Genomic DNA, 20,692 nt, shown 5'->3' on the forward strand with positions numbered 1-20,692 from the left:
CTACCAGCTTGATTTAACTAAGCCAGGTATCTTTCCTTGTAATCCTAATTGTCTTAACGCAATTCTTGAAATTTTTAATTTTCTGTAAACACCATGTGGTCTTCCAGTAATCTCACATCTATTCATAACTCTTGTTTTAGCTGAGTTTCTTGGCATTTTAGATAATTTTTGCTGCGCTTTAAATCTTTCTTCTAATGGAATTTTTTTATCCATTACAATCTTCTTTAATGCTCGTCTTTTCTTATAAAGCCTATCTGAAAGCTTAATTCTTTTTTTATTTTTATTAACAGCGCTTAACTTTGCCATGTTTAATTATCTCCTTTTTTAATAAATGGAAAATTCATTTTTTCTAGTAATGCAAAACTATGCTCTTTATTTATTGCTTTAATAACTATTACTATATCTAAACCTCTAACTTTGTCTGCTCTATCAAAGCTTACTTCTGGAAAAATTATATGCTCTTTAATACCAAATGTATAATTACCAAATTTATCAAACCCTTTTGGTGACAAACCTCTAAAATCTTTAATCCTTGGTAATGCTATGTTCACTAATCTGTCTAGGAATTCATACATTCTATTTTTTCTTAAAGTTACCTTTAAACCAGCATTAGATCCTTTTCTAGTTTTAAAATTAGCTACTGATTTTTTAAATTTTGTTATGACTGGTTTTTGTCCAGTAATTTTAGCCATATCTTCTTCACATGATTTTAAAATCTTAGAATCTGTAGCATCTAAACCAAGACCCATATTTAAAACAACTTTCTCAATTCTTGGAGCCATATAAATATTTTTAAAACCAAACTGATCTTTTAATGCTGGTTGAATTTCTTTATTGAATATTTCTTTTAATCTTGGTGTCATTATTTTTTAGCCTCTTTTTTCTTTGCTGCTTTTTCATCAATTATTTTTAAGTTAGAAATATGAATGAAGCTTTCCTTTGGAAAAATTCCACCTTTTTTCTCTTTTGTTGTTTTAATGTGTTTTTTAACCATGTTTATTTCTTTAACTTTAGCTCTGTTATTAATTCTATCAATTTCAATAACTTCACCTTCTTTTTTTTTATCTTTTCCAGTTAAAACTCTTACTTTCAAACCTTTTTTAATCATTATAAAACCTCCGGTGCCAAAGAAATAATTTTCATTTGACCTCTGCTTCTTAATTCTCTTGTAACTGGACCAAAAATTCTTGTTCCTACTGGCTCCCCTTTGTCATCAACTAATACTGCTGCATTATTATCAAATCGTACTTTAGAACCATCATTTCTGTGAATTCCCTTTTTAACCCTCACAACTACCGCTTTATGGACAGATCCTTTTTTAACTTTTCCTTTAGGTATCGCCTCTTTAACTGCAATTACAATTGTATCCCCAATACTAGCGTATCTTCTTTTTGATCCACCTAGAACTTTAATGCACTCAATTCTTTTTGCACCAGTATTATCAGCTACTTGTAATTCTGTTTGAACACCAATCATTATTTAGCAATCTCCATAACTTGAAATTTTTTATTTTTAGAAAAAGGTTTGCTCTCAATAATTGAAACTTTATCACCAGTTTTAAACTTATTATTTTCATCGTGAGCGTTATAGTTTTTTCTAACTCTAATTACTTTTTTTAGAACTGGGTGAGAATATTTACGTTCTACCATAACAGTAACTGTTTTATTTGGTTTATCACTTATAACTACACCTGTAAGTATTTTTTTAGGCATTTGCTTTTCCTTTTAAAATTGTTTTTAATCTTGCTATTGTTTTTCTAGTTTCCCCAATTTTTGCTGGATTTGTTACTTGTGAATTCATTTTTTGAAATCTGAAATTAAAAAGATCTTTTTTAAGCTTATCAATATTCTTTACTAATTCGTCTTTTGATAATTTTTTGATTTCTTGTTTTTTCATTATGCAAATCTCTTAATTGTTTTAGTCTTTATAGGTAATTTTGCTGATGCTTTGTATAATGCTTCTTTTGCAATTTGTTCAGAAACACCATCAACTTCAAATAATATTCTTCCTGGTTTTACTCTGCATGCGAAGTATTCTGGTGAACCTTTTCCTTTACCCATTCTGACTTCAATTGGTTTTTTTGAAACTGGTATATTTGGAAATATTCTTGTCCAAACTCTTCCTTGTCTTTTCATATGTCTCGTTAAAGCAACTCTTGCAGCTTCAATCTGTTTTCCAGTAACTCTTTCAGGCTGTAAAGCTTTTAACGCATAAGCACCGTAATTTATAGTGCTTGCTCTTGTGGCATTACCGTGAATTCTTCCTTTATGTGCTTTTCTCCACTTTGTTCTTACTGGTTGAAGCATTATTGTTTTCCTTCCTTTGGTGTAACCTTGTTGGTCTCTTGACTGAATTCTCTTGCAAAAACTTCACCTTTATAAATCCAAACTTTGATTCCAATAATACCATAAGTTGTAAGAGCCTCTGCCTCTGCATAATCTATATCAGCTCTTAAAGTATGTGATGGAATACTGCCATCTCTCAACCACTCTGTTCTTGCAATTTCATTTCCGCCAAGTCTTCCACTAACAGATACTTTAATTCCTTTTGCACCCAATCTAATACATGATTGCATTGCTCTTTTCATGGCTCGTCTATAAGAAATTCTTTTAACAAGTTGTTGTGCAATATTTTCTGCTACCAAATAAGAATTTGTCTCAGGTTTTTTTACCTCTTTTATATTTAGATTTACTTCATTTGTAGTTAATTTTGAGAGATTATTTTTAATTTTATCTATATCACTTCCTTTTTTTCCAATGACAAACCCTGGTCTAGAAGTATAAATTGTAACATAACACTTATTAGAAGTTCTTTCGATCATTACCTTGGATACACCAGAGTTTATTACGTTTTTCTTAATATATTCTCTGATTTTAAAATCCTCGATTAAATAATTTCCAAAATCTTTTTTCTTAGCATACCATACAGAGTCCCATCCTCTGTTGACACCTAATCTAAAACCTACCGGATTAACTTTTTGTCCCATGTTTCTCCATTTGTTTTGCTTCTGATAAAATTATTGTAACAGTTGACCAAGGTTTTAATATTGGTGCTGCTCTTCCTTTTGCTCTGGGTCTAAATCTTTTCATAATTATTTTTTTTCCACAATAAGCTTCTTTAACTATTAATTTATCAATATCGTACTGAAAGTTATTTTCAGCATTAGCAACCGCTGAGCTGATAGTTTTTCTAACATCTCTAGTAACTCTTTTTTCTGAAAACTGTAAATCTCTAATTGCAACATCAACTTTTTTGCCAACAATGCTTTTGAGTATTGGATTTAGCTTTCTGACACTTGATCTAATACCGTTGTTAACAGACTTTACTGTTTTATCGTTAGTTTTATCAATTTTCTTTTTTTTACCCATAATTATTTCTTCTCTGCTGTTGCTGGCTTAGCTTTTTTGTCAGCTGGTGTATGGCCAAAGAACGTTCTAGTTGGTGCAAATTCCCCTAGTTTATGTCCAACCATATCCTCTGATACAGTTATTGGTATAAATTTTTTTCCATTATAAATTTGGAAACTAACCCCTACAAAATCAGGTAAAATTGTAGATTTTCTTGACCAAGTTTTAATAGGAATTTTTTTTGGATCGTCTTTATACTTATCAACTTTCTTCATTAAGCTTTCTTCTACGAACGGTCCTTTCCAAACTGCTCTAGCCATTACTTAGTATCCTTTCTCTTATTTCTTCTCTTAACTATAAATTTATCTGTTCTTTTATTATCTCGAGTCTTTAAACCTTTAGCAGATTGTCCTGTAGGTGATACTGGATGTCTTCCTCCAGCAGATTTTCCTTCACCTCCACCGTGTGGGTGATCAACTGGGTTTTTAACAACACCTCTAGTATGAGGTCTTCTGCCCAGCCATCTTGATCTACCTGCTTTTCCAATTTTAATATTTTTTTGATCTGGATTACTTAAAATTCCAATTGTAGCTAAAGCTCTTGAATCTATTTTTCTCACCTCACCTGACGCCAATTTTATTAAACTATAGTTTCCATCCAGACCACTGATAGTAACTGATGAACCAGCTGCTCTAGCGATTTTTCCACCACCACCTGGCTGTATCTCAACATTATGTATATTGATACCCACTGGAATATCTTGCAATGGCATACAATTACCTACTTTAATTTCTTTTTTGGAACCGCTTTCAACTTTATCTCCAACTTTAATTTTTTGTGGTGCTAAAAAATATGAGTGAGTACCATCCTCAAATTTAACTAACATAATGTAGCATGATCTATTTGGATCATATTCAATTCTTTCAACTGTGGCTTCCATGTCGAATTTTTTTCTATAAAAATCCACATGTCTGTACATTTTTTTATGTCCACCAGCTCTATTAATAGAGGTGATATGACCATTATTATTTCTACCTTTCATAGCATTTTTAGGTGAAACTAGGGTTTTGAATGGTTTACCTTTCCATAAACCAGTTCTATCAACTAAAATGGTACCTCTTGTAGATTTTGTATATGGTTTAAAAGTTTTTAATGCCATTTATTAAATTCCTGTTGTTAGATCAATGCTCTGACCTTTTTTTAAAGTAATTATTGCTTTTTTATATCCAGATACTTTTACTTTTTTGCCTCTGGTAACTTTTGTTCTGTTTTGTTTGTTTATAATATTTATCTTAGTCACATTAACTTTAAATATTTTTTCAATATTCTTTTTTAAATTTTTTTTATTTGCACCATCTGGAACTTTAAAAACAATTTTATTCAGTTCAGACAAGTTGGTTGATTTCTCAGTAACCACAGGTGATAGAATTTTGTCGTATAAATGAATTTTTTCCATTTTATGAATATCTCTTTTCTAGTTCTTTCACTGAACTTTCTGTGAAAACAACTTTTTTAAATCTAATAATATCGTAAGCACTAAAATGATTTACATCAGTAACTTTAACATTTGGAATATTTCTCACTGATTTTTCAATTTTTTCTTTGGAATTTTTATCCAAAATTATTAGTGAATTTGTAATTTCAAGTTTATTAATAATTGAATTCATTTCTTTTGTTTTTTTAATTTCAGAACTAAAATCATTTAAGATTAATAAATTTTTATTATTATTTTTTTCAGTAATTAATGAAGCTACGCTCTGTTTTTTTTCAGTTTTATTTAATTTTCTTTTCTTGTAAGCTAATTCACCTTTTGGTCCATGAGCAATACCACCGCCAACAAATATAGGAGCTTTTCTACTAGCATGCCTTGCACCACCAGTTCCTTTTTGGGCATATATTTTTGAAGTTGGTCCTTTTACTTCATTTTGTTGTTTAGTTTTGGCATGTCTTCCTTTGTAATTGGCATTTGTTTTATATAGAACAGCGTTAACTAATTTATGGTTAATTTTAGCAGAAAAAATCTTATCCAAAACTTCAATACTATCTTTTTTCCCGTCTATGCTAATTTTATCTAATTTCATTATTTTTTCTTTTTCTCAGGTGTTTTTTTAGCCTCTTCTGCAGCTGCTTGTTTTTCACCAATTGTCATTTTGCTTATATTTTTTACTGATTTTTTAACCATTACTTCAGAATTTTTTGAACCAGGTATTGATCCTTTTAAGTAAAGAAGTTCGTTTTCTAAGTCAGTTTTTATTATTTCAATATTTTGCATTGTTCTTAGCTTGTCACCCATATGACCAGCCATTTTTTTTCCTTTAAAAACTTTTCCTGGATCTTGACTATGTCCTGTTGAACCATGTGCTCTGTGGGATATAGAAACACCATGACTGGCTCTTAAACCACCAAAATTATGTCTCTTCATAGCACCTGCAAAACCTTTACCAATTGTTTTTGATCTTGTGTCTACAAATTTAATATCTTTGAATATTTCTAAACCAAACTCGTTTCCTTCTTTATAAACAGATGTGTCGTTTACTCTAAATTCTTTTAATTTTTTCTTAGCTTCAGTATTTTTTTTAGCAAAAACACCTTTCATAGCTTTTGTTAATTTTGAATTTTTAATTTTCCCGTATCCAAGCTGAACAGCCTTGTACCCTCTTTTTTCTTCTTCAATAACCTGAATAACTCTGGCTTTTTCAACCTTAAGCACAGTCACAGGAACTAACTGACCAGATTTATAGAACTCCCTCGTCATTCCTATTTTTTTTCCTAATAAAGCTATCTCGCTCATAATTAAATTTTTATCTCCACATCTACACCAGAAGCTAAATCAAGTTTCATCAATGCTTCTACAGTTTGTGGTGTTGGTTCAATGATATCTATTAATCTTTTGTGTGTTCTTGACTCAAACTGCTCTCTACTTTTCTTATCTATATGAGGTGATCTTAATACAGTGTATCTTTCAATTCTTGTAGGTAATGGAATAGGACCTTTAATTGTAGCCCCAGTTCTTTTAACTGTGTTTACAATTTCTTCTGTTGAAGCGTCTAGAACCTTATTATCGTACGCTCTTAGTTTTATTCTTATGTTTTGCTTTTCCATTATCCTGCTACCTTTTTAGTTACTTCGTCTTGAACGTTTTGAGGAACTTTAGAATAATGATCAAAGAACATTGAATATTGTGCTCTTCCTTGTGACATTGATCTAAGATTATTTATGTAACCAAACATATTGGCTAGAGGAACCATAGCTGTAATTACAGTTGCATTTCCCCTTTGTTCTTGAGTGCTAATTTGCCCTCTCCTACTGTTTAAATCACCAATAACGTCTCCCATATAATCTTCAGGAGTGACAACTTCTACTCTCATAATCGGTTCTAGAAGTTTTAATCCACCTTGAGCACAAGCCTCTTTAAAACATGCTCTACTTGCAAGTTCAAAGGCTAAAACGCTTGAATCAACATCGTGATGTAAACCATCAACAATAGTTACTTTGTAATCAATCATTGGGAAACCTGCCAAAATTCCACTATCAGAGACAGTTTCAATACCTTTTTCAACACCAGGAATAAATTCTTTTGGAATAGCTCCACCTTTAATAGCACTTTCAACTTCTCTTCCTTTTCCTGGTTCTTGAGGTTCAACAAATAATTTAACCTTAGCAAACTGACCAGCACCTCCACTTTGTTTTTTATGTATGTATTCATACTCAGCAGATTTTTCTATAGTTTCTCTATAAGCAACTTGTGGAGCACCTACGTTTGCCTCAACTTTAAATTCTCTTTTCATTCGATCAACAATTATATCTAAATGAAGTTCACCCATACCTTTAATAATTGTTTGACCTGACTCTTCATCTGAAGAAACTCTGAATGATGGATCCTCTTTAGCTAATCTTGCTAATGCTTCACCCATTTTTTCTTGGTCCCCTTTTGTTTTTGGCTCTACAGCAATTTCAATCACTGGCTCTGGAAATTCCATTGGCTCTAATAAGACTGGATTTTCTTTGTCACATAAAGTGTGACCAGTCATAGTATTTTTTAATCCGGCTAGTGAAACAATATCACCTGCATTAGCTTCTTTAATATCTTCTCTTGAATTAGCATGCATTAAAAGCATACGACCAACCCTTTCTTCTTTATCCGATGAAGAGTTGTATACCGCAGTTCCAGACTTAATTGTTCCAGAATAAATCCTAACAAATGTTAAAGATCCTACAAAAGGATCGTTTGCAACTTTAAAAGCTAAACCGGAAAAAGAAGAACCATCATCAAATTTCATTTCTATTTCATCCTCTGATCCAACTTTTGTTCCTTTAATTGAGCCTATATCAACTGGACTTGGTAAGTAGTTCACAACTGCATCTAGTAAAGGTTGAACACCTTTATTTTTAAAGGCAGATCCAGTTAAAACTGGAACAAAACTAAAATTCAATGTTCCCTTTCTTATACATTTTAACAAATCCTCTTCCTTAATTTCGTCTCCATTTAAGTAAGCTTCCATTAATTTTTCATCTTGTTCTACAGCAGTTTCAATTAATTCTGTTCTGTACTTTTCAGTTATTTCTTTAAGATCATCAGGAATATCTTTGTATTCCCATTCTGCACCCAAGGCCTCATTTTTCCAAACTTGAGCTTTCATTTTAACTAAATCAACAACTCCAATTAAGGAAGCCTCAATTCCAATAGGAACTTGCAATACTAATGGCTTAGCACCTAATCTATCTTTAATCATGTCTACACATCTAAAGAAATCAGCGCCTGTTCTATCAAGCTTATTTACAAAACAAATTCTTGGAACTTTATATTTGTCTGCTTGTCTCCACACTGTTTCAGATTGTGGTTCTACACCTGCAACACCATCAAAAACAGCAACTGCACCATCTAAAACTTTTAAAGACCTTTCTACTTCAATGGTAAAATCTACGTGACCAGGAGTGTCTATAATATTAATTCTATGATCATTCCAAAAACAAGTGGTAGCCGCAGATGTAATAGTAATTCCTCTTTCTTGTTCTTGCTCCATCCAATCCATTGTTGCAGCACCATCGTGTACTTCACCAATTTTGTGACTCTTACCTGTGTAGTACAGAACTCTTTCAGTAGTAGTTGTTTTACCAGCATCTATATGGGCCATGATCCCAATATTTCTATATTTATCTAATGTATGAGTTCTAGCCATAATTTATTACCACCTAAAATGTGCAAATGCCTTGTTAGACTCTGCCATTTTATGGACATCCTCTCTTTTTTTAACAGCAGCACCTTTTTTTTCATAAGCATCATAAAGTTCATTGAAAATTTTATCTGCCATATGTTTATCTTTTCTTTTTCTTGCTGAATCAACTAACCATCTTATTGCCAAAGCTTGTGCTCTTTTACTTTTTACCTCAACAGGAACTTGATAGGTTGCGCCACCAACTCTTCTAGATCTAACTTCTACAGTTGGTTTTATATTATTAATTGCTTCATTAAAAATATTTATTGGTTCATCTTTTGTTTTTGTTTTTATTTTATCAATAGCGTCATAAACTATTTTAGCAGCGATACCTCTTTTACCATCATACATGATGTTGTTGATTAATTTTGGAATAATAGTTGATTTAAATTTTGGATCTGGAACAACATTTTTTTTTGGCTGAGTTTTTTTTCTAGACATTATTTACCTTTTTTTGTTCCGTATAAAGATCTTCTTTGTTTTCTATTAGCAACACCTTGTGTATCTAGATTACCTCTTAGAATATGATAACGAACACCTGGTAGATCTTTTACCCTACCACCTCTAATCAGTACTACCGAGTGTTCTTGAAGGTTGTGACCTTCACCAGGAATATAAGCTGTGACTTCAAATCCATTTGATAATCTAACTCTAGCAACTTTCCGTAATGCAGAGTTTGGTTTCTTAGGGGTTGTTGTATAAACTTTCACGCAAACACCTCTCTTTAGAGGTTGTTTTTGTAAGGCAGGAACTTTATTCCTTGCAACTGGTTTAACCCTTTTTTTTCTTAACAACTGATTAATAGTTGGCATAAATTTTTTTAAATTAATTAATTTATTTTTAGATGAAAATAACTGACAGGTTATTTTGTGGCAGCGTTTAGTGCTGTTAGAAGCACTACATTCCAACCAAAAACACCGCCAAATTACTTATTAATAGCTCTTTGTCAAACTAAAACTGCAATTTTTAAGTGATTTTTTTACTGATTTGTCTGTGTTTCTTCAGGTTCAGAAGCCTCTAACTTATCTTGCTCCGCTAAGAAGTTTTTATCGTCTTCTAGAGCCTTATTGTTCCATCTGTTTTTAATATTACCAGTTCCAGCAGGAACTAATCTTCCAACAATAACATTCTCTTTTAAGCCGTTTAAAGGATCTACCTTTCCTTTAATTGCAGCATCTGTCAATACTCTCGTTGTTTCTTGGAAAGATGCCGCAGAAATAAACGACTCTGTTTGAAGTGAAGCTTTGGTAATTCCCATTAGAACTCTTTCTCCAACTGCTGGCGTTTTGCCCTCTGCAACTAGTTTTTCATTGATATTATCAAACTTAATTCTATCAACGACTTCACCAGGTAAATAACTTGAATCACCAGATACTTTAACTTCAACCTTTTTAAGCATTTGTCTTAAAATAGTTTCAATATGCTTATCATTTATTATTACACCTTGTAATCTATATACTTCTTGAACTTGATTGACAAAATATTCTGTTAATTCTTTAATTCCTAAAATTCTTAAAATATCATGTGGCAGTGGTTGCCCATCTAAAAGATACTCTCCTTTTTGAATTTTTTCACCTGGATTGAAATTGATATGTTTACCTTTTGGGATTAAATAATTTGAAGGTTCTGATCCATCTTCAGGAACAATAGATACTCTTTGTTTACCTCTTACTTCTTTTCCAAATACTACACTACCATCATTTTCAGCAATGATTGCACTATCCTTAGCTTTTCTAGCTTCAAATAACTCAGCAACTCTTGGAAGACCTCCAGTAATATCTTTTGTTTTTGTAGTTTCCTTTGGTAATCTTGCAATTACATCACCTGCATAAACTTTTTGACCATCTTTAACTGATAAAATCGAATCTGGTACCAAATAATATCTAGCTTCATTATCGTCAGCTTTTTTAATTACATTTCCTTTTTCATCTCTAAGAGTTATTCTAGGTTTTAAATCAGTACTTTTTGATTGGCCTCTCCAATCAATTACTGATTTAGAAGAAATTCCTGTTGCATCGTCAGTGGTTTCTTGAATTGATACACCGTCAATTAAATCTACATAACTAGCTGTACCACTTTTTTCTGCGATAACTGGAGTTGTATATGGATCCCATTCACATATTTTAGTATTAGCTTTTACTTTGTCCCCGTTATTAAAAAATAACCTCGAGCCATAAGCAACTTTATATACTGCTATCTGAACACCTTTGTCATCCTCTATGGAAAGCTGAGTATTTCTTCCCATAACAATCAAATTCTTTTTAGAATCCTCTAAAATATTTGAATTTATAATTTTTAAAGTTCCATCACTTTTAGTAATTATCTGAGAATCTTGCTTAACTGAAGCTGTTCCCCCTACGTGAAACGTTCTCATTGTTAATTGTGTTCCTGGCTCTCCAATTGATTGAGCTGAAATCATTCCTATAGCTTCACCAACATGAACCATCTTACCTCTAGATAAATCTCTTCCATAACAAGTAGCACAAACACCCTCTTTTGAACTACAGGTCATTACAGAATAAACTTTTATTGATTTTACACCTGCAGCATCAATCTTATCGCAGCCAGCCTCATCAACCATCTCAGATTTTTTTATTATTACTTCACCAGTTAATGGATTTTTGACTTCAGCAGCTGTAACTCTTCCCAATGCTCTTTCTGACAAACTTACAACAACATTACCACCCTCTAAAATTTCAGAAAGCTCAATAAATCCTGGATTATCGCATTTAACTTTAGTTATTGTTAAATCTTGTGCTACATCACAAAGTCTTCTGGTTAAATATCCAGAACTAGCTGTTTTTAGAGCTGTATCTGCTAATCCTTTTCTAGCTCCGTGAGTAGAATTAAAGTACTCTAAAGCAGTTAATCCCTCTTTAAAGTTTGAAATAATTGGACTTTCAATAATTTCCCCTGAAGGTTTAGCAATCAAACCTCTCATACCGGCTAATTGTTTCATTTGAGCGGCAGATCCTCTTGCTCCACTGTCAGCCATCATAAATACAGAATTTATTTTTAATCCTTCATCAGTTTTTTCTGTGGCTGAAATTCCCTTCATCATTTCACCGGCAACTTTATCCGTACACTTAGACCAAGCATCAACAACTTTGTTATATTTTTCACCTCTTGTAATTAAACCTTCGGCATATTGGGTTTCATAATCTGCAATTAGTTTTTTTGTATCATCGATCAATTGAGTTTTATTTGCTGGGATTACAAGATCATCTTTTCCAAACGAAATTCCTGCTTTAAATGCATGTTTAAATCCTAAATCTTTCAGTTTATCACAGAAAATTACAGTTGTTTTTTGACCACAAAATCTAAAAACAACATCAATTATTTCTGAAACTACTTTTTTAGGCAATAACCTATCTACTAAAGAAAACTTAATGTTGCTATTCTTGGGTAATAAATTTGCTAATAAAAATCTTCCAGCTGTAGAAGTATATTTTTCCATTTTTTTGTTACCTTGATCATCTACAGTCTCAAATCTTGAAATAATAGTGCTATGAACATTTATTTGACCAGATGATAATGCAAATTCAATTTGATCTGAATTTGTAAAGTATCCTGCTGGTTTGTCAGATATAGGCTCTTGGGACAAATAGTAAATTCCTAAAATCATATCCTGACTTGGAACGATAATTGGTTTACCGTTTGATGGAGAAAGAATATTGTTTGTAGATAACATTAAAATTCTCGCTTCTAATTGTGCTTCTAAACTTAATGGAACGTGAACTGCCATTTGGTCACCATCAAAATCAGCATTAAATGCTGCACAAGTTAAAGGATGTAATTCAATTGCATCACCTTCAATTAATTTCGGCTCAAATGCTTGAACTCCAAGTCTATGAAGTGTTGGCGCTCTATTTAAAAGCACAGGATGTTCTCTAACTATCAATTCTAAAGCATCCCAAACTGCATTAGTTTCTTTTTCAACTAATTTTTTAGCTTGTTTAATTGTTGAAGCTAAACCTAATTTATTTAATCTTGCATATAAAAAAGGTTTAAATAATTCTAAAGCCATTTTTTTCGGTAATCCACATTCATGGAGTTTCAAATCTGGACCAACAACGATTACAGATCTTCCCGAATAATCAACTCGTTTACCTAGAAGATTCTGTCTAAATCTACCTTGTTTACCTTTCAGCATTTCTGCAAGAGATTTAAGTGGTCTCTTACCTGTTCCTGTAATTACTCTACCTCTTCTACCATTATCAAATAGAGCATCTACCGACTCTTGAAGCATCCTTTTTTCGTTTCTTACAATAATATCTGGAGCTTTAAGATCCATTAGTCTTTTTAGTCTGTTATTTCTGTTAATTACTCTTCTGTATAAATCGTTAAGATCTGAAGTAGCAAATCTTCCACCATCCAGAGGAACTAAAGGTCTTAATTCAGGTGGTATAACTGGAACTACCGTCATAATCATCCACTCAGGTTTTTGACCTGTTTCTAAAAACGATTCTATTAGCTTTAATCTTTTAATTGCTCTTTCCTCATTAACCTTTGATTTAGTTTCTTTAATAAAACTAACAAGATTTTTTCTTTCTAATTCTAAATCTAGGTTTTTCAACATTTCTAGTACAGCTTCCGCACCTATACCCGCCGTAAAACTCTCTTCACCAAATTCGTCTTGGTATTTTGCTAGCTCTTCCTCATTTAAAAGTTGATTTTTTTGTAAACCAGTTAAACCTGGTTCGATTACTATAAAGTTTTCAAAATAAAGAACTCTCTCTATCTCCTTTAGTTTCATATCTACCGCTAATGCAATTCTGCTTGGAAGAGACTTTAAAAACCAAATATGTGCAACTGGGGTAGCAAGATTAATGTGGCCCATTCTCTCTCTTCTCACATTTGATTTAGTAACTTCAACACCACACTTCTCACAAATAATTCCTCTAAATTTCATTCGTTTATACTTACCGCATAAACATTCGTAATCTTTTATAGGTCCAAAAATTCTTGCACAGAATAAACCATCTTTTTCAGGTCTAAATGTTCTGTAATTTATTGTTTCAGGTTTTTTAATTTCACCAAATGTCCAAGATTTGATTTTTTCAGGGCTTGCAAGTGAAATTTTAATGCTATTAAAATTTTGAGCCTCTGAAATTTCGCTACCCTTAAATAAATCTGTTAATTCTTTTTTCATTAATTAAGCTCCACATTTAATGCTAATGATTTTATCTCTTTAACTAAAACGTTAAATGACTCTGGTATACCAGACTCAAAATTTTCCTCACCTTTCACTATAGTCTCGTAAACTTTGACTCTTCCTGCAACATCATCTGATTTAACAGTTAAAATTTCCTGCAATGTGTAAGATGCGCCATAAGCTTCAAGAGCCCACACTTCCATTTCACCAAATCTTTGACCACCTAACTGAGCTTTACCACCAAGGGGTTGTTGAGTTACCAGACTGTAAGGTCCAGTAGATCTTGCATGAATTTTATCCTCAACCAAGTGATGGAGTTTTAGCATATAGATTATTCCCACAGTCACAGGTCTATCAAATTTTTCTCCTGTTCTTCCATCCCATAAATAAGTTTGCCCTGATCCTGGTAAATTTGCTAATTCAAGCATCTCAGTAACATTTTTTTCTTTAGCACCATCAAAAACAGGTGTTGAGATTGCAATACCATTTTGTAAATTTTCACAAAGATCTTTAAATTCACTCTTACTTAACTTGTTTACTTTTTCATTGAAAATTTCTTCTCCATAAACAGATTTTAAGAATTTTTCAATTTTTTCAGTTCTCTCAATTTTTTTATTATTTTCATTTACTAAGTTTTTAACTTTTTCACCAAATTCTTTACATGCCCAACCCAAATGTGTTTCTAAAATTTGTCCAACGTTCATCCTGCTTGGAACACCTAATGGATTCAATACAATATCAACTGGTCTACCGTCTTCTCTATATGGCATATCTTCAACAGGAACAATTTTACTTACAACTCCTTTATTGCCATGTCTTCCTGACATCTTGTCACCAGGTCTTAATCTTCTTTTTATAGCAACAAATACTTTTACCATTTTCATAACGCTTGGTAATAAATCATCACCACTTCTGATTTTTAAAACTTTATCCTCAAATCTCTCCGTAATATCTTGTTTAGCTCTATTATATTGATCTTTTAATTTAGTTAATGTTGCTTCATCATTAACATTTCCTACTGTAATTTTGAAAACATCATTAATTGATAGCTTGTTAATTGTATCAAAATCTAATTTAGTTCCTTCGGATAAATCTTTTACTTTTTTGGTTAAGGATGATCCTGATAAGAATTGTGAAGCTCTTTGTTTAATACTTCTTTCTAGTATTTCTTCTTCAACAATTTTATCTTGTTGGACTTGCTCTATTTCAGCTCTTTCAATAGTTATTGATCTTTCATCTTTATCAATTCCATGTCTATTGAATACTCTTACATCAACTACTGTTCCGCTTGATCCTCTAGACATTCTTAGAGATGTATCCGTTACATCAATAGCTTTTTCTCCAAAAATTGATCTTAATAATTTTTCTTCAGGACCAGAGGCTGAATCTCCTTTTGGAGTAACTTTACCAACTAAAATATCTCCAGCATTTACCTCTGCACCGATATAAACTATTCCTGATTCATCAAGGTTTTTTAAAGCCTCTTCATTTACATTTGGTATATCTCTTGTAATTTCCTCTTCACCAAGCTTTGTATCTCTAGCCATTATTTCATATTCAACAATATGAACAGATGTAAAGACGTCATCTGTTACACATCTTTCTGAAATTAGAATAGAGTCCTCAAAGTTATAACCTTGCCACGGCATGAATGCCACGGTAACATTCTTACCTAAAGCAAGTTCACCTAATTTTGTTGAAGGACCATCGGCGATAATGTCTCCAGATTTAACTTTATCACCAACTCTAACAAGCGGTCTTTGATTTATACAAGTATTTTGATTTGATCTTTTAAATTTTTGAAGGTTATATATATCTACTCCTGATTTAGCAAAATCAGTTTCCTCAGTTACTTTTATAACAATTCTTTTACCATCTATTTTATCAACAATACCATCACGCTTAGCAACTATAGTTACACCAGAGTCTAGAGCAACATCGCTTTCAATTCCTGTACCAACAAGTGGTGACTCAGGTTTTAATAATGGAACCGCTTGCCTCATCATGTTTGATCCCATTAAGGCTCTGTTTGCATCATCATTTTCTAAAAATGGAATTAAAGATGCTGCAACTGAAACTAATTGTTTTGGTGATACGTCGATGTAATCAATTGAATCAGGCTTAGCTAAAAGAAAGTTTAGATTTTGTCTGCACGAAACTAATTCCTCAGTAATTTTTCCATTTTTATCAAGCTTTGTATTTGCTTGAGCAATTGTGAATTTTGTTTCTTCCATTGCAGATAAGTATTCGACTTTATCTTGAACAACACTGTCTTTGACTCTTTTGTATGGACTTTCTATAAAACCATACTTATTGATTTTTGCATATGTAGATAAACTATTAATCAAACCAATATTTGGACCTTCAGGTGTTTCAATTGGACAAATTCTTCCATAGTGAGTTGGATGGACGTCTCTAACTTCAAAACCTGCTCTTTCTCTTGTTAAGCCACCTGGACCTAATGCAGAAACTCTTCTCTTGTGAGTAATTTCAGATAATGGATTTGTTTGGTCCATAAATTGAGATAGTTGTGAACTTGCAAAAAAATCTTTCAATGAAACTGTTAATGGTTTTGCATTAATTAAATCTTGTGGCATAGCTGACTCAACATCTAAAGTTGTCATTTTTTCTTTAATAGCTCTTTCCATTCTATAAACACCAATTCTAGCTTGGTTCTCAACTAGCTCTCCAACAGAACGAACTCTTCTATTTCCTAGGTGATCAATGTCATCAACATCATCTTTACCATCACGTAAATCTAACATTTTATGAATAATTGATATGATATCGTCATTTCTCAATATGGTAATTTTATCAGAACACTCTTGGTTTAATCTTGAGTTCATTTTAACTCTTCCAACATCAGACAAATCATATCTGTCTGAGCTAAAAAAAAGATTATTAAATATTTGAGTTGCTATCTCTATCGTTGGGGGCTCACCAGGTCTTAACATTTTATAGATTTCTGTGATAGCTTCATCTTTAGTATTATTTTTATCAGCTAAAATAGTTGTAAGTAGATAAGGCCCTTTGTTAATAGAGTTTGTAACTGAAATTTGAAGTGTGTGTATATTTGCACTCAAAATTTGTTGAATTATTGTATCATTTAACTCAGTACCAATTTTAAATACACCGTCCTCGTCTTCATTGATTTTGACGTCTCTGTGTAAAAATTTACCAAACAAAGACTCTCTAGAAACTAGTATGTCCTTCAAACCATCATTAGCTAATTTTTTTGCATTTAAAAAATTAATCTTATCACCTAATTTAATTACTACTTCACCAGTTTTTGCATCTATTACTTCTTCTGAGAAATTTTTTGCTTTGTAGTTTTCAGGATTAAATTTAGTTTTCCACTTTTCTGTTTTTGGATCGAAAATATACTGTTCACTTTTATAGAACTCATCCACTATTTCTGATTTAGTATAACCTAGAGCTAATAGTAAAGTAGACGAAAAAATTTTCTTTTTTCTGTCAATTTTAAAATATAGAAAATCCTTAACGTCATATTCAAAATCTAACCACGAGCCTCTATTGGGTATTACTCTACAATTAAATAAAAGTTTCCCACTTGCATGAGTTTTTCCTTTATCATGATCAAAAAATACACCTGGACTTCTATGCATTTGGTTTACAACTACTCTTTGAACACCGTTAGTTATAAAAGTTCCACTATTAGTCATCATAGGAACTTCTCCCATATAAACTTCTTGCTCTTTAGCTGATAAAATATCTTTTGTATTATTTTCTTGATCTATTTCATAAACCACTAATCTTAAAGTACACTTTAGTGCTGATGAATATGTAAGACCTCGTGCAATACACTCTTCAACATCAAATTTTGGTTTTTCCAATCTGTATGAAACATACTCTAAAGTTGCTTTATCGTTTAAGTCCTCAATAGGGAAAATACTTTTAAATACTCTGTCGAATCCTTTGGCAAGTTCAGCTGCTTCAGCATTGAATTCAGTTAATTCTTTATAAGAATTTTTTTGTACTTCGATTAAGTTGGGAATAGATAAACTTTCTTTGAGTTTACCAAAACTTTTTCTTATATTTTTCTTTTCAGTAAAAGATAATTGCATTTATGTTTATAAATACTGATTAAAAATAATCAGTATTCGAATTCTTTCTATTTAATTTATTTAAGTTCTACTTTAGCGCCAGCAGCTTCTAACTTAGCTTTGATCTCTTCAGCGTCTTTTTTGTTTACACCAGATTTAACTTCTTTTGGTGCTCCCTCTACAAGATCTTTAGCTTCTTTTAAACCTAATGAAGTAGCTGCTCTTACTTCTTTAATAACATTAATCTTTTTATCACCTGCAGAAACTAACATAATTGTAAAATCATCTTTATCTTCTGCTGGAGCTGCACCACCTGCTGCAGCTGGAGCTGCTGCTGCCATTGGAGTTACTCCCCATTTTTCTTCTAATTGTTTTGAAAGTTCAGCTGCCTCTGCAACAGTCAAACTTGATAAATCTTCAATAATTTTGTTTAGGTCAGGCATATATATTACTCTTTGGGTTGTGTTTCAGAATTTTCTGCGGACAAACTACTCATTTTTTCTGAATGTGCAAGCAAAATACTGATTAATTTAGAAGCAGAAGCATTCAAAATACCTACAATATTGGCTCTTGCCTCATCTAGAGTAGGTAAACTTGCTACATTTTGGACACCAGCCGAATCTAAGACCTCATTATCCATTATTCCACCAACTAATTTTAAGTTATCGTTATCTTTTGCAAATTTTGAGAGAATCCTTGCAGACATTATAGCGTCCTCACCAAATGCAACTGCTGTAGGACCAGTAAATAAATTGGATAAATCTTTACACTTTGTTTTTTCTAATGCTAATTTTGTAATTCTGTTTTTTGTAATTTTGAAAATTATACCATGCTCTCTCATTTTCGCTCTCAATTCATCCAATTGCATCATATTTAAACCTTGGTAATGAGTAACCATAACAGCTTTGCTGTTTTCAAACTTACCAATCATTTCTTCAATATAATTTTTCTTTTGTTCTTTATTCATCATAATTATATTGATTTCCCTAATTTAACTTTGTATGAAACACCCATTGTTGATGTAGCAAAAACACTTCTAATTAAATCACCTTTTAAAGTGTTATTTGATTTTTCTTTTTCTAAAGCATCTAAAATTGCATTGAAGTTTTTAAGTAATTTATCATCACTAAAAGATTTTTTACCAATGCTAACCCCTATGTTTCCATCTTTATCATTTCTAATTTCTACTTGACCAGATTTAGCGTTAGTAACCGCTTCTTTAATATTTTCAGAAACTGAACCAAGCTTAGGATTAGGCATCAAACCTTTTGGTCCTAAAACTTTTCCTAATTTAGAGAGTTTAATCATCATTCCTGGAGTACAAATTAATTTTTCAAAATTTAATTCTCCTCCCTTAATTCTTTCAACAAATTCATCACCTCCAACAATATCTGCACCAGCATCATTTGCGTCTTGAGCTTTATTATCTTCACAAACAACAGCAACTTTAATTTTCTTACCTGTACCCCCAGGTAGATTTACAACTGTTCTAATATTAACTTCACTTTTTTTTTGCTTATTATTTATGTTAAAACTTAAATCTAAAGACTCATCGAATTTTGTAGTGCAGTTTTTCTTTAGTTCAGGTAATAATTTTTCAATAGACTCGGCATTTAAGTCTTTTGTATTTTCAGACAGTTTTTTATATCTTTTAGATGCCATTATTCTTTTACCTCAATACCCATAGATCTAGCTGATCCTGCTATAATTTTTACAGCTTGTTCTACATCATGTGCGTTTAAATCATTCATTTTTTCTTTTGCAATACTTTCTAATTGTTTTTTAGAAATTGAAGCAACAATATTTCTTCCAGGTTCTTTAGATCCACCTTTAAGTTTTACTGCTTCTTTTATGTAAAAAGATGCTGGAGGTGATTTAATTTTGAAGTCAAATTTTTTATCTTTATAAACAGTAATCTCAACAGGAACAGGCTTACCTGCCATTGATTTAGTTTTATCGTTAAATGCTTTACAAAACTCCATAATATTAACACCTCGTTGACCCAATGCAGGACCAACTGGGGGAGCTGGATTAGCTTGACCACCTTTGATTTGCAATTTTATAAATCCACTAATTTCTTTTGCCATTAACTTACCTTCTCAACCTGATTATATTCTAAATCTACAGGTGTAGGACGACCAAATATAGAAACAGACACCTTAAGTCTAGCTTTTTCTTCATCAATTTCTTCAATCATACCAGTAAATGATGCAAATGGACCATCTACAACCTGAACTTTTTCACCTACGCTGTAATCTACGCCAGATTTTGGCTGGGCAACACCATCTTTGATCTGACCTAAAATTTTCTCTACTTCTTTATCTGAAACTGGAACAGGAATACCTTTTGTACCCAAAAAACCACTAACCCTCTTTATATTCTTAATCATGTGATAAATATTATTATCCATCTCACTTTTTATTAGTACATATCCAGGAAAGTATTTCTTTTTTCTTTGAATTCTTTTGCCTCTCTTCACCTCAGTAACATCATGTGTAGGTACAATAATCTCCTCAAACTTATCAGAAATTTTAGCTTTATCTGCCTCCTCCTTAATTAAGGAAGCTACTTTATTCTCGAAACTAGAGTGAGACTGAACAATGTACCAATTCTTCATTAAATACTCACTTTAAGTAAGAGTTCTAAGAAAAATTTCAAAACCTGGTCTAAAAGAAGAAAAAATAAAGACATAACAACTGCCATAGCGAAAACCATTAAAGCGCCTTGTAATGTCTCCTTCCAAGTTGGCCAAGTAACTTTAAAAGCCTCTTGTTTAACTTCTTGAATAAATTTAATTGGGTTTCTCATAATTTATAAGCTCAAATTGGCAGGAGCGGAGGGACTCGAACCCTCAGCCTCCGGTTTTGGAGACCGGCGCTCTACCAATTGAGCTACACTCCTATTTATAGA

26 protein-coding genes and 1 tRNA gene are annotated in these 20,692 nt (G+C 32.0%); all 27 read right to left on the reverse strand.

Features of this window, described 5'->3' with window-relative positions:
• The 27 genes from rpsN to ACTT9X_RS03820 all read right to left on the reverse strand — a co-directional run bounded on the left by rpsN (position 1) and on the right by ACTT9X_RS03820 (position 20,683).
• The gene (gene rpsN, locus ACTT9X_RS03690; protein WP_440934332.1) at positions 1-306 is read right to left on the reverse strand and encodes a 30S ribosomal protein S14; all 306 of its coding nucleotides are present in this window, start codon (positions 304-306) and stop codon (positions 1-3) included.
• A gap of 2 nt (positions 307-308) precedes the next feature.
• Complete coding sequence (gene rplE, locus ACTT9X_RS03695; protein WP_440934333.1) at positions 309-863, reverse strand: 50S ribosomal protein L5; 555 nt, start codon at positions 861-863, stop codon at positions 309-311.
• Positions 863-1,108: a 50S ribosomal protein L24 gene (rplX, locus tag ACTT9X_RS03700; RefSeq protein WP_440934334.1), complete on the reverse strand. Its 246-nt coding sequence runs from the start codon at positions 1,106-1,108 to the stop codon at positions 863-865. Before rplX ends, rplE begins: the two co-directional genes overlap by 1 nt.
• Positions 1,108-1,476, reverse strand: a complete 369-nt coding sequence (rplN, locus tag ACTT9X_RS03705) for a 50S ribosomal protein L14 (RefSeq protein WP_023853710.1) — start codon at positions 1,474-1,476, stop codon at positions 1,108-1,110. The genes rplX and rplN overlap by 1 nt, the downstream gene beginning before the upstream one ends.
• On the reverse strand, positions 1,476-1,712 hold the full coding sequence (gene rpsQ, locus ACTT9X_RS03710) for a 30S ribosomal protein S17 (RefSeq protein WP_440934335.1): 237 nt from the start codon (positions 1,710-1,712) through the stop codon (positions 1,476-1,478). The genes rplN and rpsQ overlap by 1 nt, the downstream gene beginning before the upstream one ends.
• On the reverse strand, positions 1,705-1,896 hold the full coding sequence (gene rpmC / locus ACTT9X_RS03715; protein ID WP_440934336.1) for a 50S ribosomal protein L29: 192 nt from the start codon (positions 1,894-1,896) through the stop codon (positions 1,705-1,707). The genes rpsQ and rpmC overlap by 8 nt, the downstream gene beginning before the upstream one ends.
• Positions 1,896-2,306 carry a 50S ribosomal protein L16 gene (gene rplP, locus ACTT9X_RS03720; RefSeq protein WP_023853707.1) on the reverse strand — a complete coding sequence of 137 codons (411 nt, stop codon included), beginning with the start codon at positions 2,304-2,306 and terminating at the stop codon, positions 1,896-1,898. The genes rpmC and rplP overlap by 1 nt, the downstream gene beginning before the upstream one ends.
• Positions 2,306-2,986: a 30S ribosomal protein S3 gene (rpsC, locus tag ACTT9X_RS03725; protein WP_440934337.1), complete on the reverse strand. Its 681-nt coding sequence runs from the start codon at positions 2,984-2,986 to the stop codon at positions 2,306-2,308. The genes rplP and rpsC overlap by 1 nt, the downstream gene beginning before the upstream one ends.
• Entirely contained in the window at positions 2,970-3,368 is a 399-nt protein-coding gene (gene rplV, locus ACTT9X_RS03730) for a 50S ribosomal protein L22 (RefSeq protein ID WP_440934338.1), read from the reverse strand. The genes rpsC and rplV overlap by 17 nt, the downstream gene beginning before the upstream one ends.
• Positions 3,369-3,370: 2 nt before the next feature.
• Positions 3,371-3,667 (reverse strand): 30S ribosomal protein S19, encoded by a 297-nt coding sequence (rpsS, locus tag ACTT9X_RS03735; RefSeq protein ID WP_023853704.1) that lies wholly within the window; start codon positions 3,665-3,667, stop codon positions 3,371-3,373.
• Complete coding sequence (gene rplB / locus ACTT9X_RS03740; RefSeq protein WP_023853703.1) at positions 3,667-4,506, reverse strand: 50S ribosomal protein L2; 840 nt, start codon at positions 4,504-4,506, stop codon at positions 3,667-3,669. Before rplB ends, rpsS begins: the two co-directional genes overlap by 1 nt.
• A gap of 3 nt (positions 4,507-4,509) precedes the next feature.
• A complete protein-coding gene (gene rplW, locus ACTT9X_RS03745; protein ID WP_023853702.1) occupies positions 4,510-4,803 on the reverse strand; it encodes a 50S ribosomal protein L23 in 294 nt (97 codons plus the stop codon).
• 1 nt (position 4,804) lies between these two features.
• A complete protein-coding gene (rplD, locus tag ACTT9X_RS03750; protein WP_440934339.1) occupies positions 4,805-5,428 on the reverse strand; it encodes a 50S ribosomal protein L4 in 624 nt (207 codons plus the stop codon).
• Positions 5,428-6,138, reverse strand: a complete 711-nt coding sequence (gene rplC, locus ACTT9X_RS03755; RefSeq protein ID WP_440926716.1) for a 50S ribosomal protein L3 — start codon at positions 6,136-6,138, stop codon at positions 5,428-5,430. The genes rplD and rplC overlap by 1 nt, the downstream gene beginning before the upstream one ends.
• 2 nt (positions 6,139-6,140) lie before the next feature.
• The gene (gene rpsJ / locus ACTT9X_RS03760) at positions 6,141-6,449 is read right to left on the reverse strand and encodes a 30S ribosomal protein S10 (protein WP_023853699.1); all 309 of its coding nucleotides are present in this window, start codon (positions 6,447-6,449) and stop codon (positions 6,141-6,143) included.
• Positions 6,449-8,527 carry an elongation factor G gene (gene fusA, locus ACTT9X_RS03765; RefSeq protein WP_440934340.1) on the reverse strand — a complete coding sequence of 693 codons (2,079 nt, stop codon included), beginning with the start codon at positions 8,525-8,527 and terminating at the stop codon, positions 6,449-6,451. The genes rpsJ and fusA overlap by 1 nt, the downstream gene beginning before the upstream one ends.
• 6 nt (positions 8,528-8,533) lie before the next feature.
• A complete protein-coding gene (gene rpsG / locus ACTT9X_RS03770) occupies positions 8,534-9,004 on the reverse strand; it encodes a 30S ribosomal protein S7 (protein WP_440934341.1) in 471 nt (156 codons plus the stop codon).
• Positions 9,004-9,375, reverse strand: a complete 372-nt coding sequence (gene rpsL / locus ACTT9X_RS03775; RefSeq protein ID WP_075485279.1) for a 30S ribosomal protein S12 — start codon at positions 9,373-9,375, stop codon at positions 9,004-9,006. The genes rpsG and rpsL overlap by 1 nt, the downstream gene beginning before the upstream one ends.
• 167 nt (positions 9,376-9,542) lie before the next feature.
• Positions 9,543-13,715 carry a DNA-directed RNA polymerase subunit beta' gene (gene rpoC / locus ACTT9X_RS03780; protein ID WP_440934342.1) on the reverse strand — a complete coding sequence of 1,391 codons (4,173 nt, stop codon included), beginning with the start codon at positions 13,713-13,715 and terminating at the stop codon, positions 9,543-9,545.
• Positions 13,715-17,803: a DNA-directed RNA polymerase subunit beta gene (gene rpoB, locus ACTT9X_RS03785; protein WP_440934343.1), complete on the reverse strand. Its 4,089-nt coding sequence runs from the start codon at positions 17,801-17,803 to the stop codon at positions 13,715-13,717. Before rpoB ends, rpoC begins: the two co-directional genes overlap by 1 nt.
• A 56-nt stretch (positions 17,804-17,859) precedes the next feature.
• On the reverse strand, positions 17,860-18,225 hold the full coding sequence (gene rplL / locus ACTT9X_RS03790; RefSeq protein WP_145597943.1) for a 50S ribosomal protein L7/L12: 366 nt from the start codon (positions 18,223-18,225) through the stop codon (positions 17,860-17,862).
• A 5-nt stretch (positions 18,226-18,230) separates the two neighbouring features.
• A complete protein-coding gene (rplJ, locus tag ACTT9X_RS03795) occupies positions 18,231-18,749 on the reverse strand; it encodes a 50S ribosomal protein L10 (RefSeq protein ID WP_440934643.1) in 519 nt (172 codons plus the stop codon).
• Positions 18,750-18,754: 5 nt separating this feature from the next.
• Entirely contained in the window at positions 18,755-19,444 is a 690-nt protein-coding gene (rplA, locus tag ACTT9X_RS03800; RefSeq protein ID WP_440934344.1) for a 50S ribosomal protein L1, read from the reverse strand.
• Positions 19,444-19,869, reverse strand: a complete 426-nt coding sequence (gene rplK / locus ACTT9X_RS03805; protein WP_440934345.1) for a 50S ribosomal protein L11 — start codon at positions 19,867-19,869, stop codon at positions 19,444-19,446. Before rplK ends, rplA begins: the two co-directional genes overlap by 1 nt.
• The gene (gene nusG / locus ACTT9X_RS03810) at positions 19,869-20,399 is read right to left on the reverse strand and encodes a transcription termination/antitermination protein NusG (RefSeq protein WP_145597949.1); all 531 of its coding nucleotides are present in this window, start codon (positions 20,397-20,399) and stop codon (positions 19,869-19,871) included. Before nusG ends, rplK begins: the two co-directional genes overlap by 1 nt.
• The gene (gene secE / locus ACTT9X_RS03815; protein WP_440934346.1) at positions 20,399-20,590 is read right to left on the reverse strand and encodes a preprotein translocase subunit SecE; all 192 of its coding nucleotides are present in this window, start codon (positions 20,588-20,590) and stop codon (positions 20,399-20,401) included. The genes nusG and secE overlap by 1 nt, the downstream gene beginning before the upstream one ends.
• Positions 20,591-20,607: 17 nt before the next feature.
• A tRNA-Trp gene (locus tag ACTT9X_RS03820) sits at positions 20,608-20,683 on the reverse strand.
• Positions 20,684-20,692: the final 9 nt, after the last annotated feature.

Source organism: Candidatus Pelagibacter sp. (assembly GCF_052049855.1).
Classification (GTDB): domain Bacteria; phylum Pseudomonadota; class Alphaproteobacteria; order Pelagibacterales; family Pelagibacteraceae; genus Pelagibacter.

What these genes read in the sequence shown, in the direction of transcription:
- rplD (WP_440934339.1), bottom strand. Translation starts at nt 5,428, where the DNA reads ATGAAATTAGATAAAATTAGCATAGACGGGAAAAAAGATAGTATTGAA.
- rplW (WP_023853702.1), bottom strand. Translation starts at nt 4,803, where the DNA reads ATGGAAAAAATTCATTTATACGACAAAATTCTATCACCTGTGGTTACT.
- rplP (WP_023853707.1), bottom strand. Translation starts at nt 2,306, where the DNA reads ATGCTTCAACCAGTAAGAACAAAGTGGAGAAAAGCACATAAAGGAAGA.
- rpsS (WP_023853704.1), bottom strand. Translation starts at nt 3,667, where the DNA reads ATGGCTAGAGCAGTTTGGAAAGGACCGTTCGTAGAAGAAAGCTTAATG.
- rplV (WP_440934338.1), bottom strand. Translation starts at nt 3,368, where the DNA reads ATGGGTAAAAAAAAGAAAATTGATAAAACTAACGATAAAACAGTAAAG.
- rplX (WP_440934334.1), bottom strand. Translation starts at nt 1,108, where the DNA reads ATGATTAAAAAAGGTTTGAAAGTAAGAGTTTTAACTGGAAAAGATAAA.
- rpsJ (WP_023853699.1), bottom strand. Translation starts at nt 6,449, where the DNA reads ATGGAAAAGCAAAACATAAGAATAAAACTAAGAGCGTACGATAATAAG.
- rpsC (WP_440934337.1), bottom strand. Translation starts at nt 2,986, where the DNA reads ATGGGACAAAAAGTTAATCCGGTAGGTTTTAGATTAGGTGTCAACAGA.
- rplL (WP_145597943.1), bottom strand. Translation starts at nt 18,225, where the DNA reads ATGCCTGACCTAAACAAAATTATTGAAGATTTATCAAGTTTGACTGTT.
- rplE (WP_440934333.1), bottom strand. Translation starts at nt 863, where the DNA reads ATGACACCAAGATTAAAAGAAATATTCAATAAAGAAATTCAACCAGCA.
- rplJ (WP_440934643.1), bottom strand. Translation starts at nt 18,749, where the DNA reads ATGAATAAAGAACAAAAGAAAAATTATATTGAAGAAATGATTGGTAAG.
- rpmC (WP_440934336.1), bottom strand. Translation starts at nt 1,896, where the DNA reads ATGAAAAAACAAGAAATCAAAAAATTATCAAAAGACGAATTAGTAAAG.
- nusG (WP_145597949.1), bottom strand. Translation starts at nt 20,399, where the DNA reads ATGAAGAATTGGTACATTGTTCAGTCTCACTCTAGTTTCGAGAATAAA.
- fusA (WP_440934340.1), bottom strand. Translation starts at nt 8,527, where the DNA reads ATGGCTAGAACTCATACATTAGATAAATATAGAAATATTGGGATCATG.
- rpsL (WP_075485279.1), bottom strand. Translation starts at nt 9,375, where the DNA reads ATGCCAACTATTAATCAGTTGTTAAGAAAAAAAAGGGTTAAACCAGTT.
- rpsQ (WP_440934335.1), bottom strand. Translation starts at nt 1,712, where the DNA reads ATGCCTAAAAAAATACTTACAGGTGTAGTTATAAGTGATAAACCAAAT.
- rplK (WP_440934345.1), bottom strand. Translation starts at nt 19,869, where the DNA reads ATGGCAAAAGAAATTAGTGGATTTATAAAATTGCAAATCAAAGGTGGT.
- rpoB (WP_440934343.1), bottom strand. Translation starts at nt 17,803, where the DNA reads ATGCAATTATCTTTTACTGAAAAGAAAAATATAAGAAAAAGTTTTGGT.
- secE (WP_440934346.1), bottom strand. Translation starts at nt 20,590, where the DNA reads ATGAGAAACCCAATTAAATTTATTCAAGAAGTTAAACAAGAGGCTTTT.
- rpsN (WP_440934332.1), bottom strand. Translation starts at nt 306, where the DNA reads ATGGCAAAGTTAAGCGCTGTTAATAAAAATAAAAAAAGAATTAAGCTT.
- rpsG (WP_440934341.1), bottom strand. Translation starts at nt 9,004, where the DNA reads ATGTCTAGAAAAAAAACTCAGCCAAAAAAAAATGTTGTTCCAGATCCA.
- rplC (WP_440926716.1), bottom strand. Translation starts at nt 6,138, where the DNA reads ATGAGCGAGATAGCTTTATTAGGAAAAAAAATAGGAATGACGAGGGAG.
- rplB (WP_023853703.1), bottom strand. Translation starts at nt 4,506, where the DNA reads ATGGCATTAAAAACTTTTAAACCATATACAAAATCTACAAGAGGTACC.
- rplN (WP_023853710.1), bottom strand. Translation starts at nt 1,476, where the DNA reads ATGATTGGTGTTCAAACAGAATTACAAGTAGCTGATAATACTGGTGCA.
- rplA (WP_440934344.1), bottom strand. Translation starts at nt 19,444, where the DNA reads ATGGCATCTAAAAGATATAAAAAACTGTCTGAAAATACAAAAGACTTA.
- rpoC (WP_440934342.1), bottom strand. Translation starts at nt 13,715, where the DNA reads ATGAAAAAAGAATTAACAGATTTATTTAAGGGTAGCGAAATTTCAGAG.